The sequence below is a fragment of the Burkholderia sp. BCC1047 genome, from assembly GCF_902833155.1.
Classification (GTDB): domain Bacteria; phylum Pseudomonadota; class Gammaproteobacteria; order Burkholderiales; family Burkholderiaceae; genus Burkholderia; species Burkholderia sola.
In genome coordinates, this window is record NZ_CADFEH010000024.1 from 60559 (window position 1) to 77691 (window position 17133).

The window sequence follows — 17133 nt, forward strand, 5'->3', positions numbered from 1 at the left end:
AGCGTTCGCTCACCTCGCGACCGTCGTGCAGCAAGAACGAACCGGAGACAGCCAGTGAGACTGGAACACAAGGTCGCGATCCTGACGGGCGCCGCAAGCGGCATCGGCGAAGCGGTCGCGCAACGCTATCTGGACGAGGGCGCGCGCTGCGTGCTCGTCGACGTGAAGCCGGCAGGCGGTTCGCTCGCGCGGCTGATCGAGTCCAACCCCGGCCGCGCGGTGGCCGTCACGGCCGACGTCACGCGCCGCGACGACATCGAGCGGATCGTCGCGACGGCGGTCGAGCGCTTCGGCGGCGTCGACATCCTGTTCAACAACGCGGCGCTGTTCGACATGCGCCCGCTCCTCGACGAATCGTGGGACGTGTTCGATCGGCTGTTCTCGGTCAACGTGAAAGGGCTGTTCTTCCTGATGCAGGCCGTCGCGCAGCGGATGGTCGAGCAGGGGCGCGGCGGCAAGATCGTCAACATGTCGTCGCAGGCCGGCCGTCGCGGCGAGGCGCTCGTTTCGCACTACTGCGCGACCAAGGCCGCGGTGATCAGCTATACGCAGTCGGCCGCGCTGGCGCTCGCGCCACACCGGATCAACGTGAACGGCATCGCGCCGGGCGTGGTCGACACGCCGATGTGGGAGCAGGTCGATGCGCTGTTCGCGCGCTACGAGAACCGGCCGCTCGGCGAGAAGAAGCGGCTCGTCGGCGAAGCGGTGCCGCTCGGGCGCATGGGCGTGCCGGGCGACCTGACGGGCGCCGCGCTGTTCCTCGCGTCGGCCGACGCCGACTACATCACCGCCCAGACGCTGAACGTCGACGGCGGCAACTGGATGAGCTGAAAATGCTGCCGCTCGCACGCGCCACCTGCCGGCCGGCCCGCGACGCGGCGGCCGCCGTCGACCGAGGAGGGCTCGCCTGATGGCCGAGATCGTCGTCGCCGGCGAGTTGCTGGCCGAATTCGTCGCCGTCGAGCGCGGCCAGGGCTTCGATACGCCCGGCCTGTTCGAAGGGCCGTTCCCGAGCGGCGCGCCGGCGATCTTCGCCGATCAGGCCGCGCGGCTCGGCGCGCGCGTCGCGTATGCGGGCTGCGTCGGCCGCGACGCGTTCGGCGATGCGATCGTCGCGCGGCTCGCCCGCGACGGTGTCGACGTCGCGCGCATCCGCCGCGTCGCGCGCCCGACCGGCACCGCGTTCGTCGCGTATCGCGACGACGGCTCGCGCAGTTTCGTGTTCACGCTGTCGACCAGTGCGGCCGCGTGCGTCGATGCGTCCGACGTCGACACCGCGATGTTCGACGGCTGCCGCTACTTCCACGTGATGGGCTCGTCGCTGACGAGCGAATCGGCGATCGCGGCCGCGCAGCGCGGCGTGATCGAGGCCGCGCGCGCGGGCGCCAAGGTGTCGTTCGATCCGAACGTGCGGCCCGAAATGCTGAGCTTCCGCCCGATGCGCGCGGCGCTCGACGAGATGCTCGCCGCGTGCCACCTGTTCCTGCCGAGCGAAGCCGACCTGCCGTTCTTCTGCGGGCCGCAGCCGGCCGAGCGCGCGATCGCGGGCCTGCTCGCGACGCATCCATTGCTCGAGCGCGTCGTGCTCAAGCGCGGCGCGCAAGGCAGCGTCGCGTTCGATCGCGCGAACCGGGCTGAAGCGCCGGCCTTTCCGGTCGACGAAGTCGATCCGACCGGCGCCGGCGACTGCTTCGGCGGCACGCTGGTCGCGAGCCTCGTCGCGGGCTTGGCCGTCGACGTCGCGCTGCGCCGCGCGAACGCGGCCGGCGCGATCGCCGTCACGCGGCGCGGCCCGATGGAAGGCAACAGCAGCGCGGCCGAGATCGACCGCTTCCTGACCGAACGAGGTATCGCATGTCCGGCCTGACGACCGTTGCCGAGCGCACGCGCACCGCGCACGCGGATACCGTGCTGCGGATGATCTTCGACGCGAACCGCGCGGACGCGCAGCGCGGCATCTATTCGATCTGCAGCGCGCACCGGCTCGTGCTGGAGGCCGCGTGCGAAGCGGCGCGCGCGGACGGCTCGCCGCTGCTGATCGAGGCGACCTGCAATCAGGTGAACCATCTCGGCGGCTATACGGGCATGACGCCCGCGGATTTTCGTCGCGACGTCGATGCGATCGCCGCACGCTGCGGGCTCGCGCCGTCGGCGCTCGTGCTCGGCGGCGACCATCTCGGCCCGAACCCGTGGCGGCACCGTCGCGCGGCCGACGCGATGCGCGAAGCGGCCGCGATGGTCGCGGCCTACGTCGAAGCCGGGTTCGAAAAGATCCACCTCGATGCGAGCATGGCGTGCGCGGACGATCCGGCGCGGCTCGACGATCGCACGATCGCCGCGCGCGCGGCCGAGCTGTGCCGCATCGCGGAAGATGCGGCGGCGCGCGCCGGGATCGCGCCCGTCTACGTGATCGGCACCGAGGTGCCGACGCCGGGCGGCGAAGTGAGCGGCGAGGCCGGTACCGACGCGAGCGGCGACGCGATCGCGCGGATCTCGGTCACGCGCAGCGACAGCATCGCCGCGACGCTCGATGCGCACCGCCGCGCGTTCTCGGCGGCCGGGCTCGACGATGCGTGGACGCGCGTGGTCGCGATCGTCGCGCAGCCGGGCGTCGACTTCGACGATCGTCACGTGCTCGATTACGACAGCGCGAAGGCGGCGTCGCTCGGCGCGAGTATCCTGCAGACACCGCGCCTCGTGTTCGAAGCGCATTCGACCGATTATCAGACCGAAGCCGCGCTCGCCGCGCTCGTGCGCGACCACTTCGCGGTGTTGAAGGTCGGCCCCGCGCTGACGTTCGCGCTGCGCGAGGCGCTGTTCGCGCTGACGTACATCGAGGACGCGCTGATCGACGACGTCGCGCAGCGCTCGCGGTTGCGCGACGTCGTCGACGCGGCGATGCGCGCGCAGCCCGAGCACTGGGCGCCGTACTACCGCGGCGACGAAACCGCGCAGCGGCTTGCGCGCCAGTTCAGCTACAGCGACCGCATCCGCTATTACTGGCTGCAGCCGGCCGTCGCAGCCGCGGTCGAGCAACTGTTCGACAACCTCGCGCGGCAGCCGGTGCCGGAGACGCTCGTCGCGCAGTGGCTGCCGGACGTCTACGCGGCGTGCCGCGCGGGCGGCCTCGCGAAGGAGCCGCGCGCATGGGTGCGCCACCGGATACGCGACGTGATCGCGCACTATGCGCGCGCGTGCGGGATGCAGCGGCCGGCATGACGGGCCGCGAAGGAAGCGACGCAACACCACGCAAGACCGACGACATTTCGAACAATCACAGGAGACATGCCATGCAACGAAAGATGCTCGACGCCGCCGCACGCTGTTTCGCCGGAGCCGCGCTCGCGACGGCGGCCTGCGCGGCGTCCGCCGGCACGCTGACGATCGCGACGCTGAACAACCCCGACATGATCGAGTTGAAGAAGCTGTCGCCGGCGTTCGAGAAGGCGAACCCCGACATCAAGCTGAACTGGGTGATCCTCGAGGAGAACGTGCTGCGCCAGCGCGCGACGACCGACATCACGACCGGCAGCGGCCAGTTCGACGTGATGGCGATCGGCACCTACGAAACGCCGCAGTGGGGCAAGCGCGGCTGGCTCGCGCCGATCACGGGGCTGCCCGCCGACTACGACCTGAACGACATCGTGAAGACCGCGCGCGACAGTCTGTCGTACAACGGCCAGCTGTACGCGCTGCCGTTCTACGTCGAAAGCTCGATGACGTTCTACCGCAAGGACCTGTTCGCGGCGAAGGGGCTGAAGATGCCCGACCAGCCGACCTACGACCAGATCGCCGAATTCGCGGACAAGCTGACCGACAAGTCGAAGGGCACCTACGGGATCTGCCTGCGCGGCAAGGCCGGCTGGGGCGAGAACATGGCGTACGTGTCGACGGTCGTGAACACGTTCGGCGGGCGCTGGTTCGACGAGAACTGGAATGCGCAGCTCACGTCGCCCGAATGGAAGAAGGCGATCAATTTCTACGTGAACCTGCTGAAGAAGAACGGCCCGCCGGGCGCGAGTTCGAACGGCTTCAACGAGAACCTGACGCTGACCGCGTCCGGCAAGTGCGCGATGTGGATCGACGCGACGGTCGCGGCCGGGATGCTCTACAACAAGCAGCAGTCGCAGGTGGCCGACAAGATCGGCTTCGCGGCCGCGCCGGTCGCCGCGACGCCGAAGGGTTCGCACTGGCTGTGGGCGTGGGCGCTGGCCGTGCCGAAGACGTCGAAGCAGCAGGACGCCGCGCGCAAGTTCATCGCGTGGGCGACGTCGAAGCAGTACATCGAGATGGTCGGCAAGGACGAAGGCTGGGCGTCGGTGCCGCCGGGCACGCGCACGTCGACGTATCAGCGCGCCGAGTACAAGGCCGCCGCGCCGTTCTCGGACTTCGTGCTGAAGGCGATCGAGACGGCCGATCCGAACGATCCGTCGCTGAAGAAGGTGCCGTACACGGGCGTGCAGTACGTCGGGATTCCTGAATTCCAGTCGTTCGGCACGGTGGTCGGCCAGTCGATCGCGGGCGCGGTCGCGGGCCAGATGTCGGTCGACCAGGCGCTCGCCGCGGGCCAGGCCGCCGCCGACCGCGCAGTGCGGCAGGCCGGCTACAAGAAGTAACGCGCAAGCCGTCGCGCGGCCCGCATCGTGCGCCATGGCACACGATTGGGGGCCGGCGACGCTGACAGGCGGGCAGGCCGTTCGCGCCCGCGCATCAACCGGAGGGACTCCGTCATGCGTCACCTGCGTCTTCCCCTGAGTCACGCTCACGCGTCGTCGGTCGGCGACGCGTCGTCGCCGCCCGGTGCGCCGCGCCGCTCGCGCGGCGGTGCGAGCTGGCTCGTCTCGCCGTCCGTCGCGGTGCTGCTGCTGTGGATGTCGATTCCGCTCGCGATGACGATCTGGTATTCGTTCTCGCGCTACAACCTGCTGAACCCGGACGTGAAGGGCTTCGCCGGATTCGACAACTACCGCTTCCTCGCGACCGATCCGTCGTTCCTGCCCGCGATCTGGCACACGCTCGTGCTGATCGGTGCGGTGCTCGCGATCACCGTGATCGGCGGCGTGCTGATGGCCGTGCTGTTCGACCGCAAGTTCTACGGGCAGGGCGTCGCGCGCCTGCTCGCGATCGCGCCGTTCTTCGTGATGCCGACGGTTTCCGCGCTGATCTGGAAGAACATGATCCTGCATCCGGTGTACGGGCTCGTCGCGAATGCGATGCGCGCGCTCGGGATGACGCCGATCGACTGGTTCGCCGACTACCCGTTGACCGCGGTGATCATCATCGTTGCATGGCAGTGGCTGCCGTTCGCGTTCCTGATCCTGTTCACCGCGATCCAGTCGCTCGACCAGGAGCAGAAGGAAGCCGCGCGCATCGACGGCGCCGGCCCGATCGCGATGTTCTTCTACATCACGCTGCCGCACCTGAAGCGCGCGATCGCCGTGGTCGTGATGATGGAGACGATCTTCCTGCTGTCGATCTTCGCGGAAATCTACACGACGACCGGCGGCGGCCCCGGCGACGCGACGACCAACCTGTCGTACCTGATCTATGCGCTCGGCCTGCAGCAGTTCGACGTCGGCCTCGCGTCCGCGGGCGGCATCATCGCCGTCGTGGTCGCGAACGTCGTGTCGTTCTTCCTGGTGCGGATGCTCGCGCGCAACCTGAAGGGGGAGTACGAGAAATGAGCGACCTGACTTTGGAAAGCCGGCGCACGCCGGCCGTGTTCGACCTCGTGCGGCGTGCGCTGCCCGGCACGCTCGCGTGGCTGATCGCGCTGTTGCTGTTCTTCCCGATCTTCTGGATGGCGATCACCGCGTTCAAGACCGAGCAGCAGGCGTACGCGTCGTCGCTGTTCTTCATCCCGACGCTCGACAGCTTCCGCGAGGTGTTCGCACGCAGCAACTACTTCGGGTTCGCGTGGAATTCGATCCTGATCTCGGCCGGCGTCACGGTGATCTCGCTGCTGTTCGCGGTGCCGGCCGCGTACGCGATGGCGTTCTTCCCGAACCACCGCACGCAGAAGGTGCTGCTGTGGATGCTGTCGACCAAGATGATGCCGTCGGTCGGCGTGCTCGTGCCGATCTACCTGCTGTGGAAGAACGCGGGGCTGCTCGATACGGTGTCGGGGCTCGTGATCGTCTACACGCTGATCAACCTGCCGATCGCGGTGTGGATGACCTTCACGTACTTCAACGAAATCCCGAAGGACATCCTGGAGGCCGGGCGGATCGACGGCGCGTCGACGTGGCAGGAGATCGTCTACCTGCTGATGCCGATGGCGCTGCCGGGGCTCGCGTCCACCGCGCTGCTGCTCGTGATCCTGTCGTGGAACGAGGCGTTCTGGAGCATCAACCTGTCGAGCTCGAACGCGGCGCCGCTGACCGTATTCATCGCGTCGTACTCGAGCCCCGAAGGCTTGTTCTGGGCGAAGCTGTCCGCGGCGTCGCTGCTCGCGGTCGCGCCGATCCTGATCGTCGGCTGGCTGTCGCAGAAGCAGCTCGTGCGCGGGCTCACGTTCGGGGCGGTTAAATGAGCGATGCAAGCAAAGGCGCGGCCGGCAAACGTACGACTGGTCACGGCATGAACGTGCTGATCTGCGATTGCGACGGCGTGCTGATCGACAGCGAGGCCGTCGCCGCCGACGTGATCGTGCGCGAACTCGATGCGCGCTGGCCGGGCGTCGATGCGCGGCCGGCCGTGATGCCGCTGCTCGGGCTGCGCATCGAGCGCGTGCTGGCCGGCGCGAGCGACGCCGTGGGCCGCACGCTATCGGCCGACGACGTCGACGCGATCCGCCGCGCGGTCGAGGCGGCGGCCGTCAATGCACCGATGGTCGAAGGCATCGACGCGGCGCTGGCCGCGATCGACCTGACGACGGCCTGCGCGAGCAACAGCTATCGCGCGTACGTCGAAGCGGCGCTCGCGCGCACCGGCCTCGCGCGCTTCTTCGGCGACCGGCTGTTCTGCGCGGATGCGGTCGCGCGGCCGAAGCCGGCGCCGGACGTGTATCTGGCGGCCGCACGCGCGCTCGGCGCGGTGCCCGCGCAATGCCTCGTCGTCGAGGACAGCGTGACCGGCATCACCGCCGCGGCCGCGGCCGGCATGACCGTGCTCGGCTTCATCGGCGGCGGGCATGCATCGGCGGCCCAGATCGACGCGCTGCGCGGCATCGGCGCGCGTCACGTATTCGACGACATGCACGAGTTGCCCGGCTACGTCGCGCGCTGGCAGGCGACGGGCGAGGTGCTGCCGAACTAGCAATCAGGAACGAAGGCGCGCCGCTTTCAACGCGGCGCATCACGAACGAACGGAGACAGATCATGGCAAGCGTGCTCCTGCGCAACATCGCGAAGCGCTACGACGACACCGAAGTGCTGCGCAACGTGAACCTCGACATCGCCGACGGCGAATTCGTCGTGTTCGTCGGCCCGAGCGGCTGCGGCAAATCCACGCTGATGCGGATGATCGCCGGCCTCGAAGACATTTCGAACGGCGACCTGCTGATCGACGGCGCGAAGGTCAACGACGTGCCGAGCGCGAAGCGCGGCATCGCGATGGTGTTCCAGTCGTATGCGCTGTACCCGCACATGACGCTGTACGACAACATGGCGTTCGGCCTGAAGCTGGCCGGCGCGAAGAAGCCCGAGATCGACCAGGCCGTGAAGCAGGCCGCGAAGATCCTGCACATCGATCATCTGCTCGACCGCAAGCCGAAGCAACTGTCGGGCGGCCAGCGGCAGCGTGTCGCGATCGGCCGCGCGATCACGCGCAAGCCGAAGGTGTTCCTGTTCGACGAGCCGCTGTCGAACCTCGACGCCGCGCTGCGCGTGAAGATGCGGCTGGAGTTCGCGCGACTGCACGACGAGCTGAAGACGACGATGATCTACGTGACGCACGACCAGGTCGAGGCGATGACGCTCGCCGACAAGATCGTCGTGCTGTCGGGCGGCGCGGTGCAGCAGGTCGGCACGCCGAATGAGCTCTATCACGCGCCGGCGAACCAGTTCGTCGCGGGCTTCATCGGCTCGCCGAAGATGAACTTCCTGAAGGGCACGATCGAATCGGCCGATGCGGGCGGCGTGCTTGTGCGCTTCGACAGCGGCGAGACGCAGCGTGTCGCGGTCGATGCGGCGGGGCTGCAGCGCGGCGCGGCGGTGACCGTCGGCGTGCGGCCCGAGCATCTGCTGGTCGATGCGGCGGCGCCGGGCGTTGCCGCGCGCACGATGGCCGTCGAGTCGCTCGGCGATGCCGCGTATCTGTATGCGGAGTCGGCCGTCGCGCCGGACGGGCTGATCGCGCGGATTCCGCCGCTCGACACGTACCGCACCGGCGACGCGCTGCGCGTGCATGCGCAGGCCGAGCACTGCCATCTGTTCGACGAAAACGGGCAGGCGTTCCGGCGGCTGAGCGTACACGCGAAGGCGACGTGACGCACCGCACGTGCGCGTGCGCGGCTCAGAGGCGCAGGTGCTCGGCCATGTAGTCGACGAACGCGCGCAGCTTCGGCGTCGGGTGCCGGCCTGACGGCCACAGCACGTAGAACGGCGTGCGGCTCTCGACATGTTCGTCGAGCACCGTGCGCAGCGTGCCGTCGGCCAGCGCGTCGTGGACGAAGAACTCCGGCAGGCACGCGATGCCGAGCCCGCGCAGCGCGAAGCAGAGGCGTGTTTCCGCATTGTTGCTGACCATCGATACGGGTACTTCCGGCGGCGTGCCGTCACGCGGCGCGCGCAACGGCCAGATCTCGAGCCTGCCGCTGCTCGGGAAGCGGTAGTGCAGGCAGCGATGCCGCGGGAGATCGGCCGGCGTGCGCGGCGCGCCGTGCAGCTCGAGGTAGCCGGGCGACGCGACGAGGTGCTGGCGGAAATGGCCGAGCAGCCGCGACGACAGCCGCGAATCCGTCGGCCGGCCGGTGCGCAGTACCGCGTCGAACCCTTCGTCGACCACGTCGACGAGCCGGTCGCTGAAATCGATGTCGAGTTCGATCTCCGGATACGCGGCCATGAAATCGGCGAGCACCGGCAGCAGCAGCGTGCCGATCGTCGGCAAGCTCACGCGCAGCCGCCCGCGCGGCGCTTCGGCGCTGTGCATCAGTTCCTGTTCCGCCGCGTCGATTTCGGCGATCACGCGCCGGCACCGTTCGAGAAAGCGCGCGCCTTCGGCTGTCAGCGTGATGCTGCGCGTGCTGCGGTGAAACAGCCGCACGTTCAGGCGCGCCTCCAGGCGCGCGATGCGTTTGCCGATCGCCGACGCCGACAGTCCGAGCGCGCGGCCGGCCGCGACGAAGCTGCGCGTCTCCGCGACCTGGACGAACACGACGAAACCGCCAAGATTTTCCATGCAGGTTCCCGATTGCGGACACCGATGTCCGGAGTGTCCGGAACTCTACCCCGGTTTTTCTTCCCGCGCCGGCTCCCTACGATGGCCTTTCCTTCATCGTTCGAGGTCCCGCCATGTCATCCCTGCCTGTCACCGCCCACCGCAGAGAACCGGACGCCGCGCTGCGCACGCGGCTCGACGCCGTGCTCGATCGCGCGCTGGCCGATGCGCGCGTCGTCGGCGCGGTCGTGCTGGTCGCCCGCGACGGCGAATTGCGCTACGCGCGCGCGGCCGGGCTGGCCGATCGCGAAGCCGGCACGCCGATGCGCGAGGACACGGTGTTCCGGCTCGCGTCGGTGTCGAAGCCGATCGTGACGGCCGCCGCGATGCGGCTGGTCGCGGCCGGCCGCATCGGGCTCGACGAGCCGGTCGCGCGCTGGCTCCCCGCGTTCACGCCGACGCTCGCGGACGGCACGCCGGCGACCATCACGCTGCGGCATCTGCTGTCGCATACGGCCGGCCTCGGCTATCGCTTCTTCGAAGCGGACGGCGACGGCCCGTATGCGCGGGCAGGCGTATCCGACGGGATGGATCGCGCGAGCCTGTCGCTTGCCGAGAACGTGCAGCGCATCGCCGGCGTGCCGCTACAGTTCGCGCCGGGCACGTCGTGGGGCTATTCGCTCGCGACCGACGTGGCGGGTGCGCTGATCGAGGCGGTCGACGGCCGCCCGCTCGCGCAGGCGGTGGCCGCGCTCGTCACGACGCCGCTCGGGATGGCGGATACCGGATTCGTCGCGCACGACGCCGCGCGCGTCGCGACGCCTTACGTGAGCACGGCGGGCGCGCCGCGCCGGATGGCCGATGACGATCTCGTGCCGGTGTTCGACGGCACGGTCGGCATCCGCTTCGAGCCGGCGCGCGCGTTCGATGCGACCGCGTGGCCGTCGGGCGGCGCGGGCATGGTCGGCACCGCGCACGATTGCCTGACGCTGCTCGATACGCTGCGCACGGGCCTCGACGGCTGGCTCGCACCGCACTGGATCGACGAGATGGCGCGGGTGCAGCCGGGCGCGCACGACTTGCCGGATGCGCCGGGATTCGGTTTCGGGCTCGGCTTTTCGGTGCTGCACGATCCGGCGGCCGCGCAGTCGCCGGAGTCGGTTGGCACCTGGCGCTGGGGCGGCGCATACGGGCATGCGTGGTTCGTCGACCGCGCGGCCGGGCTGACGGTCGTCGCGCTGACCAATACGTTGTACGAAGGGATGCACGGGCGCATCGTCACCGACGTGCGCGATGCGGTGTATGGCGTCGACGACCGGAGCGCGGCATGAGCGAGTGCGTATCCGCTTCCCCGTCCGTTTCCGCGTCGGACGCCGACCGGGTTGCCGATTCCGCGGCCGTCTCGTCTGCACCGGGCCGCTCGCGCCTGCCCGTCGCGAACCTGCTCGCGCTTGCCACGGCCGGTTTCATCACGGTGCTCACCGAAGCTCTGCCGGCCGGCCTGCTGCCGCTGATGAGCGCCGACCTGCGCGTGACCGAGGCGCTGATCGGCCAGCTGGTGACCGTCTATGCGCTCGGCTCGATCGTCGCGGCGATTCCGCTCGTTGCGGCGACCCGCGCGATGCGCCGGCGCCGGTTGCTGCTCGCGGCGCTGGCCGGGTTCGTCGTGTCGAATGCGGTGACGGCCGCGTCGCCGTACTACGCGCTCACGCTGGCCGCGCGCTTCGTCGCCGGGATGTCGGCCGGGCTGCTGTGGGCACTGCTGGCGGGCTACGCGAGCCGGCTGGTCGACCCGTCGCTGCGTGGCCGCGCGATCGCGGTCGCGATGCTCGGCATACCGGCAGCGATGTCGATCGGCATTCCGGCCGGCACCGCGCTCGGCGCGATGTTCGGCTGGCGCGTCGCATTCGCGGGGATCACGGTCGCGGCGCTCGCGCTGATCGGCTGGATTCGCCTGCGCGTGCCCGACTATCCGGGCCAGCAGGCCGGCGCGCGCGAGCCGCTGCTCGGCGTGATGACGCTGCCCGGCGTACGGACGGTGCTGACGGTGATGTTCGCGTACGTGCTCGCGCACAACATGCTGTACACGTATGTCGCGCCGTTCCTCGCGGGCGTGCGGATGGGTGCGCAGGTCGACGTGGTGCTGTTCGTGTTCGGCGTCGCGTCGCTCGTCGGCATCGTGCTGACGGGTACATGGATCGGCGCTGCGCAGCGACGCCTGACGCTCGCGAGCATCGCACTGTTCGCGCTGGCGGCGGCGATGCTAGGCGCCGGTTCCGGGATGCCGATCGTCTACGCGGGCGTCGTGCTGTGGGGGCTCGCGTTCGGCGGCGCGCCGACGCTGTTCCAGACGGCCACCGCGAACGCGGCGGGGGAGTCGGCCGACGTCGCGCAGTCGATGCTAGTGACGGTGTGGAATCTCGCGATCGCCGGCGGCGGCGTCGCGGGCGGGATGCTGCTCGGCGCGACGGGCGCCGGCGCGATTCCGTGGGTGCTCGTCGCGCTGCTGGCGCTGGCGTGGGTCGGCGCGTGGCGCGCACGCCGGCATGCGTTTCCGGCGCCGCGCGCGACTTGAGCGGGCGTGTGCGACGGCGACGGCCGCGTCAGGCCGCCTTCGCGGCGAGCGCGGCGCGCGCGCACGCTTCGTCGGTGACGAGCCCCGACAGCCAGCCGCCGCGCAGCGCGGCAATCACCGCGTCGTGTTTCTTCGGGCCGCCGGCGAACGCGATCGTCGGCAGCTTCGGCGGCGTGGCGAGCGCGACGCTGGTCACGCGCGCGCTCGTCGACACGGTGATCTGCGTACCCTGCGCGTCGATCGGCACGCCGAGCAGTTCGGCCACCGCGCCGAGCGCGGTCATCTCGTCGCGCTCCTGTTCGGTGATGAAGCCGTCTTCGTAGAGCGGGCAGTGCGGGCCGATGTTGCCGATCCCGACGAACGCGACGTCCGCCTCGCCCGACAGCGCCTCGACGATCCGGTACAGCCGGTGGTTGCACCACTGCGCGCGTTCGGCGTCGCTGTCGGCGAACAGCGGCGCGGGCAGCAGGAAATGCTTGCTGCCGGTTTTCTCGGAGATGTACTGCGCGACGTCGTAGCGGTTCGACGAACCGTCGGCCGCGATCGCGCCGACCATCGACACGAGCCGGTGCTGCGGGCGGTCGATCTGCGCGATCTGCGCGACCGCGGCCTTCAGCGTGCGGCCGCTGCTGACCGCGATCACCATCGGCCGCGTTTCGTTCAGGTAGCGCCCCATCACCTGCGCGCCGGCGACCGCGAGCTTGCGGTCGATCGCGTCGGGCGCATCGGCGTCGACGGGCACGACTTCGCACATCGCGAGGCCGTAGCGTTTCGACAACTGCGCGCCGAGGTCGAGACAGTCGGCGAGCCGATGGTCGACGCGCACGCGGATCAGGTTCTTCTCGACCGCGAACGCGACGAGGCGCTGCGCGACGGGGCGCGACACCTGCAGCTTTTCGGCGATTTCGTTCTGCGTGTCGCCCGCGACGTAATAGAGCCACGCGGCGCGCGTGGCGAGATCGAGTTTTTCTGAAGACTTGGACACGATAGCGATTCGGTTCGGATCGGGGGGCCGCCCCGCGGGCCGGCCGGCGGGCCGGCCGGCGGGCCGCATGACGGCATCCACTGTAACGCATGTCGCGCGCACGGCCGGCGGCCGGCCGCGCGACGGGGCGCGTCTACGCGAGCCGCGCGCGCGACGGTTCGTACAGCGGCCGCACGTGACGGTACAGCGTGCGGAACGCATCGAGGCGTTCGCGCAGCCGCGCATGGCGAGCGGCGTCCGGCGCGTATTCGGCGCGCACCGGCGGCTTGGTCAGCACCGTATGCGCGTCGCCGCCGACGGCCAGCCAGCCGAGCCGCGCCGCGCCGAGCGCCGCGCCCGTTTCGCCGCCGCCGATCTGCTGCGTGCGCACGTTCAGCGCGTCCGCGATCAGTTGCGCCCAGAACGCGCTGCGCGCACCGCCGCCGATCAGCGACAGCTGGTCGGTTTCGACGCCGGCCGCGTGCAGCGCGTCGAGGCCGTCGGCGAGGCCGAGCGTCACGCCTTCGAGCACCGCGTAGCCCAAGTGCGCGCGCTCGGTCGCATGCGTCATCCCGAAGAACACGCCCTGCGCGTATGGATCGTTGTGCGGCGTGCGTTCGCCGGACAGGTAGGGCAGGAACAGCGGCGCCGCCGCGAGCGCGTCGGGATCGAGCGCCTCGACTTCGGCGAGCAGCGCGGGTTCGTCGGTGCCGGTCAGCTTGCAGACCCAGCGCAGGCAGCTCGCGGCCGACAGCACGACGCTCATCAGTTGCCAGCGATCGGGAATCGCATGGCAGAACGCATGCACGGCCGATGCGGGATTCGGCATGAAGCGATCGCCGACCACGCTCAGCACGCCGGACGTGCCGAGCGACACGAAGCCGTCGCCCGCGTGGATCGCGCCGATGCCGAGCGCGCTCGTCGCGTTGTCGCCGCCGCCGCCCGCGACCAGCACGGCCTCCGACAGCCCCAGCTCGCGTGCGACGTCCGCGCGCAGCGTGCCGGACGGCGCGTTGCCCTCGACGATGCGCGGCATCTGCTCGCGCGTCATCCCGCACGCGGCGAGCAGCGCATCGGACCAGTCGCGGCGCGCGACGTCGAGCCACAGCGTGCCGGCCGCGTCGGACGGATCGGACACTTTCGCGCCGGTCAGCCGGAATCGCAGGTAATCCTTCGGCATCAGCACGCACGCGGTGGCCGCGAACACGTCGGGTTCGTGCTTCGCGACCCACAGCAGCTTCGGCGCGGTGAAGCCGGGCATCGCGAGGTTGCCGGCTAGCGCGTGGAGGTCGGGCGCGCGTTCGGTGAGCAGCGCGCATTCGTCGGCGCTGCGCATGTCGTTCCACAGGATCGCGGGGCGCAGCACGCGGTCGTCGCGGCCGAGCAGCACCGCGCCGTGCATCTGGCCCGACAGGCCGATGCCGCGCACCTGCGCGAAAGCGTGGGGATGCCGTTCACGCAGCGCCGCGAGCGCGGCGAGCGTGCCTTGCCACCAGTCGTCCGGATGCTGCTCCGCCCAGCGCGGGTGCGGGCGCGACACGGTGAACGGCGAGCCCGCGGTGCCGACCACCGTGCCGTCCGGGGCCAGCAGCAGCACCTTCACTTCCGAGGTGCCGAGGTCGATGCCGAGATACATGAGCGATCCGTTCGGTCGGTGAGGAGCCGCTACTTTAGCCGTGCCGCACGGCCTGTGCCAAGCGGGTTCGCCCGGCTGCGTGGCCGGGCGCCGGCGCGCGCGTCGTCAACCCGCGGCGAGCCACGCGTCGACGCGCGCGAGCCCGGCGCGCAGCGCCTCGAACAGCGCCGCGTTGCCGGCGAGCGAGCCCCACAGCGCGCGGTTGGCGCACAGCGCGACGACCGGGTCGTCGGCGTCGACGATCGCGCGTGCGCTGCTGTCGTCCATCACGCCGTCCTGGTACGCATAGGGCAGCGTGCCGCGCGCCCAGCGTTCGAGAAAGCGCAGGAACAGCGCGGGCAGCACGGCGGTGGCGACCGGCGCGGCGCCGCGCGCGAACGATTCGACGAGCGTCGGCGCGATGAAGCCGGGAATCTTCGAGAAGCCGTCGGCCGCGACGCGCTGGTTCGTGTCGAGCACGTACGGGTTGCCGAAGCGCTCCAGCACGACGTCGCGGTAGCGCGCGAGATCGAGCGGGCTCGGCGTGAGGCACGGGATCACGTCCTGCGTCACGTAGTCGTGCGCGAAGCGGCGGATCGCCGCGTCGTGCGTGCCTTCGTGGATGTAGGTGTAGCCCGCGAGCGTGCCGGCCCACGCGATGCAGCTGTGCGTCGCGTTGAGGATGCGGATCTTCGCTTCCTCGTACGGATGCACGTCGTCGACGAGTTCCGCGCCGGCCAGTTCCCAGCGCGGCCGGCCGGCCGCGAAGCGGTCCTCGATCACCCACTGGATGAACGATTCGCCCATCACCGGGCACGCGTCGTCGATGCCGGTGGCCGCCCGCACGCGCTCGCGCACGTCGGCGGTCGGGCGCGGCGTGATGCGGTCGACCATCGCGCTCGGCGTCGCGACGTGCGCATCGAACCACGCGAGCAGGCCGCCTTCGCCGCGCCGTTCGAGGAATTCGCGCATCCCCGCGCGAAAGCGTGCGCCGTTGTTGCGCAGGTTGTCGCAGCTTTGCAGCGTGAGTGGGCCCGCGCCGCGCTTCACACGTTCGGCGAGCAGCGCCGCGAGCGCGCCGTACAGCGTCGTGCGCGCGCCCTGCAGGTCGGCGGCGAGATCGGCGTTCGCGACGTCGAGCCGGTTGTGTTCGTCGAGGTAGTAGCCGCCTTCGGTGACCGTGAACGACACGATCCGGCACGCCGGATCGGCGCCCGCGTCGATCAGCGCGGTGAGGTCGATCGACCACGGCAGCACGCGCGTGATCGCACGGATCGTCTCGTACGCGCGCTCGCCTTGCGGCGTGACGGTTTCGAGCGTGTACGCGCCGTGCTGGGCGGCCAGCGCGTCCATCGTCGCGCGCATGTCGTCGCGGATGTTGCCGATGGTCAGCGACCAGCGTTCGTCGGCCGGCACGGCCGCGTTCACGCGATGCAGATACCACGCCTGGTGCGCGCGGTGAAACGAGCCCGCGCCGATGTGCAGCAGCACGGGCGCGTGGGCGGCGGGCGATTCGCTCATCGGGTGTCTCCTGTTCCTGCCTTCTATCGTGTCGAATACGATCATTTGCTCTTTGTGTGAGCGAATGATCGTATTCGGGCGAGCGAAAGTCAAGGCGCGGATACGGCATTTCGATGGTGCGCTGCGGTGGCGTACGGGGCAGGGCGAGTGGGGCGGCGCCGGCGGAAAAAGGCGTCAGTGCCCTTCGCGCGTGAGGGCGATGAGTTCGTCGAGCAGCTTGCCGGCCGGCCCCGGCAGGATCCCGTGGCGGCGCCGGAACGCGGTGAGCGTGCGCACCGCGACGACTTCGTGCACCGGCAGCGTGTCGATCGTGCCGGCGCGCCGTTCGGCGCCGTACATCGGCTCGGCCATCCAGCAGAGGAATCCCGCATGCGCGACCAGGCTTTTCAGCGTCGTGACCGAACGCGTCTCGACCGCGATGTCGGGCAACGGCAGCCCGTGCGCGTCGAAGGTCGCGCGCATGTGGTCGAACGGCGCGGTGCCGCGCGGCGGAATCGCCCAGCGCGCGTGCAGCGTATCGGCGAGCGTCGGTGCGCGGCCGAGCGCGCGCAGCGGATGGTGCGGCGCCGCAACGATATGGCTGCGATCTTCCCAGCGGCATTCGGGAATCGCGACGATCTCGTCGGTATCGGGCCCGTGCGCGGACAGCGCGAGGTCGATCTCGTGCTTGATCAGCCCTTCCGCGAGCCGGTCCCACACGCCCTCGATGATTTCGACGCGCAGGTTCGGCCAGCGGTCGAGCACGCGACCGACCGCGACCGGCAGCACGAGGCTCGCGATGCTGCCCACCGTGCCGACCTTGATCGTGCCCTTCGCGAACCCGCGCATCGCGTCCAGTTCCTCGCGCGCATGCTCGGCCTCGTGCTGCAGCAGCGTCGCGTGCGGCAGCAACGCTTCGCCGAACGCGGTGAGCTGCACGCCCTTCGAATGGCGTTCGAACAGCGGCGCGCCGACCTGCTCCTCGAGCCGCTTCAGGATCCGGCTCAGCGCCGGCTGCGTGACATGCAGCGCGTCGGCCGCACGGCCGAGGCTGCCGCACGCGACGATCGTCGTGAACGCGCGCAATTGACGGAGATCGAAAGTCATGCGGGGACGTAATGGCTTTTCGCAGAAAATACAGTATCCGCGAATGGCTTGCGC

General features: G+C 70.2%; 15 protein-coding genes. 10 read left to right on the top strand and 5 right to left on the bottom strand.

Annotation, left to right across the window (positions count from 1 at the left end):
• Positions 1-54: 54 nt before the first annotated feature.
• The 8 genes from HWX55_RS23385 (at position 55) to ugpC (ending at position 8429) form a co-directional block, all read left to right on the top strand.
• On the top strand, positions 55-831 hold the full coding sequence (locus HWX55_RS23385) for an L-iditol 2-dehydrogenase (protein ID WP_050016989.1): 777 nt from the start codon (positions 55-57) through the stop codon (positions 829-831).
• Between the two features lie 79 nt (positions 832-910).
• On the top strand, positions 911-1867 hold the full coding sequence (locus tag HWX55_RS23390; RefSeq protein WP_175977446.1) for a sugar kinase: 957 nt from the start codon (positions 911-913) through the stop codon (positions 1865-1867).
• Positions 1855-3219: a D-tagatose-bisphosphate aldolase, class II, non-catalytic subunit gene (locus HWX55_RS23395; RefSeq protein ID WP_175977447.1), complete on the top strand. Its 1365-nt coding sequence runs from the start codon at positions 1855-1857 to the stop codon at positions 3217-3219. Before HWX55_RS23390 ends, HWX55_RS23395 begins: the two co-directional genes overlap by 13 nt.
• A 71-nt stretch (positions 3220-3290) precedes the next feature.
• Positions 3291-4616 carry a sugar ABC transporter substrate-binding protein gene (locus HWX55_RS23400; protein WP_006477974.1) on the top strand — a complete coding sequence of 442 codons (1326 nt, stop codon included), beginning with the start codon at positions 3291-3293 and terminating at the stop codon, positions 4614-4616.
• A gap of 114 nt (positions 4617-4730) precedes the next feature.
• Positions 4731-5684 (top strand): sugar ABC transporter permease, encoded by a 954-nt coding sequence (locus HWX55_RS23405; RefSeq protein ID WP_175977448.1) that lies wholly within the window; start codon positions 4731-4733, stop codon positions 5682-5684.
• Positions 5681-6532: a carbohydrate ABC transporter permease gene (locus HWX55_RS23410; protein WP_175977449.1), complete on the top strand. Its 852-nt coding sequence runs from the start codon at positions 5681-5683 to the stop codon at positions 6530-6532. Before HWX55_RS23405 ends, HWX55_RS23410 begins: the two co-directional genes overlap by 4 nt.
• Complete coding sequence (locus HWX55_RS23415; RefSeq protein ID WP_175977450.1) at positions 6529-7257, top strand: HAD family phosphatase; 729 nt, start codon at positions 6529-6531, stop codon at positions 7255-7257. Before HWX55_RS23410 ends, HWX55_RS23415 begins: the two co-directional genes overlap by 4 nt.
• A gap of 62 nt (positions 7258-7319) precedes the next feature.
• Positions 7320-8429: a sn-glycerol-3-phosphate ABC transporter ATP-binding protein UgpC gene (gene ugpC / locus HWX55_RS23420; RefSeq protein ID WP_175977451.1), complete on the top strand. Its 1110-nt coding sequence runs from the start codon at positions 7320-7322 to the stop codon at positions 8427-8429.
• Positions 8430-8454: 25 nt separating this feature from the next.
• On the opposite strand, the gene HWX55_RS23425 is transcribed toward ugpC, so the two are convergent.
• The gene (locus HWX55_RS23425; protein WP_175977452.1) at positions 8455-9339 is read right to left on the bottom strand and encodes a LysR family transcriptional regulator; all 885 of its coding nucleotides are present in this window, start codon (positions 9337-9339) and stop codon (positions 8455-8457) included.
• Positions 9340-9452: 113 nt separating this feature from the next.
• Between HWX55_RS23425 and HWX55_RS23430 the strand changes: the two genes are divergently transcribed.
• Positions 9453-10649, top strand: a complete 1197-nt coding sequence (locus tag HWX55_RS23430) for a serine hydrolase domain-containing protein (RefSeq protein ID WP_175977453.1) — start codon at positions 9453-9455, stop codon at positions 10647-10649.
• The gene (locus tag HWX55_RS23435) at positions 10646-11893 is read left to right on the top strand and encodes an MFS transporter (RefSeq protein WP_244140631.1); all 1248 of its coding nucleotides are present in this window, start codon (positions 10646-10648) and stop codon (positions 11891-11893) included. The genes HWX55_RS23430 and HWX55_RS23435 overlap by 4 nt, the downstream gene beginning before the upstream one ends.
• Positions 11894-11921: 28 nt before the next feature.
• On the opposite strand, the gene HWX55_RS23440 is transcribed toward HWX55_RS23435, so the two are convergent.
• From HWX55_RS23440 to HWX55_RS23455, 4 genes are all read right to left on the bottom strand, one after another.
• On the bottom strand, positions 11922-12947 hold the full coding sequence (locus tag HWX55_RS23440) for a sugar-binding transcriptional regulator (protein WP_175977454.1): 1026 nt from the start codon (positions 12945-12947) through the stop codon (positions 11922-11924).
• A gap of 64 nt (positions 12948-13011) precedes the next feature.
• Positions 13012-14493, bottom strand: coding sequence for a xylulokinase (xylB, locus tag HWX55_RS23445; RefSeq protein ID WP_175977455.1), 1482 nt, complete (start codon positions 14491-14493; stop codon positions 13012-13014).
• A gap of 105 nt (positions 14494-14598) precedes the next feature.
• Positions 14599-15993: a D-arabinitol 4-dehydrogenase gene (gene dalD / locus HWX55_RS23450; protein ID WP_175977456.1), complete on the bottom strand. Its 1395-nt coding sequence runs from the start codon at positions 15991-15993 to the stop codon at positions 14599-14601.
• Between the two features lie 174 nt (positions 15994-16167).
• Positions 16168-17079 (bottom strand): LysR family transcriptional regulator, encoded by a 912-nt coding sequence (locus tag HWX55_RS23455; protein ID WP_175977457.1) that lies wholly within the window; start codon positions 17077-17079, stop codon positions 16168-16170.
• Between the last annotated feature and the right edge of the window lie 54 nt (positions 17080-17133).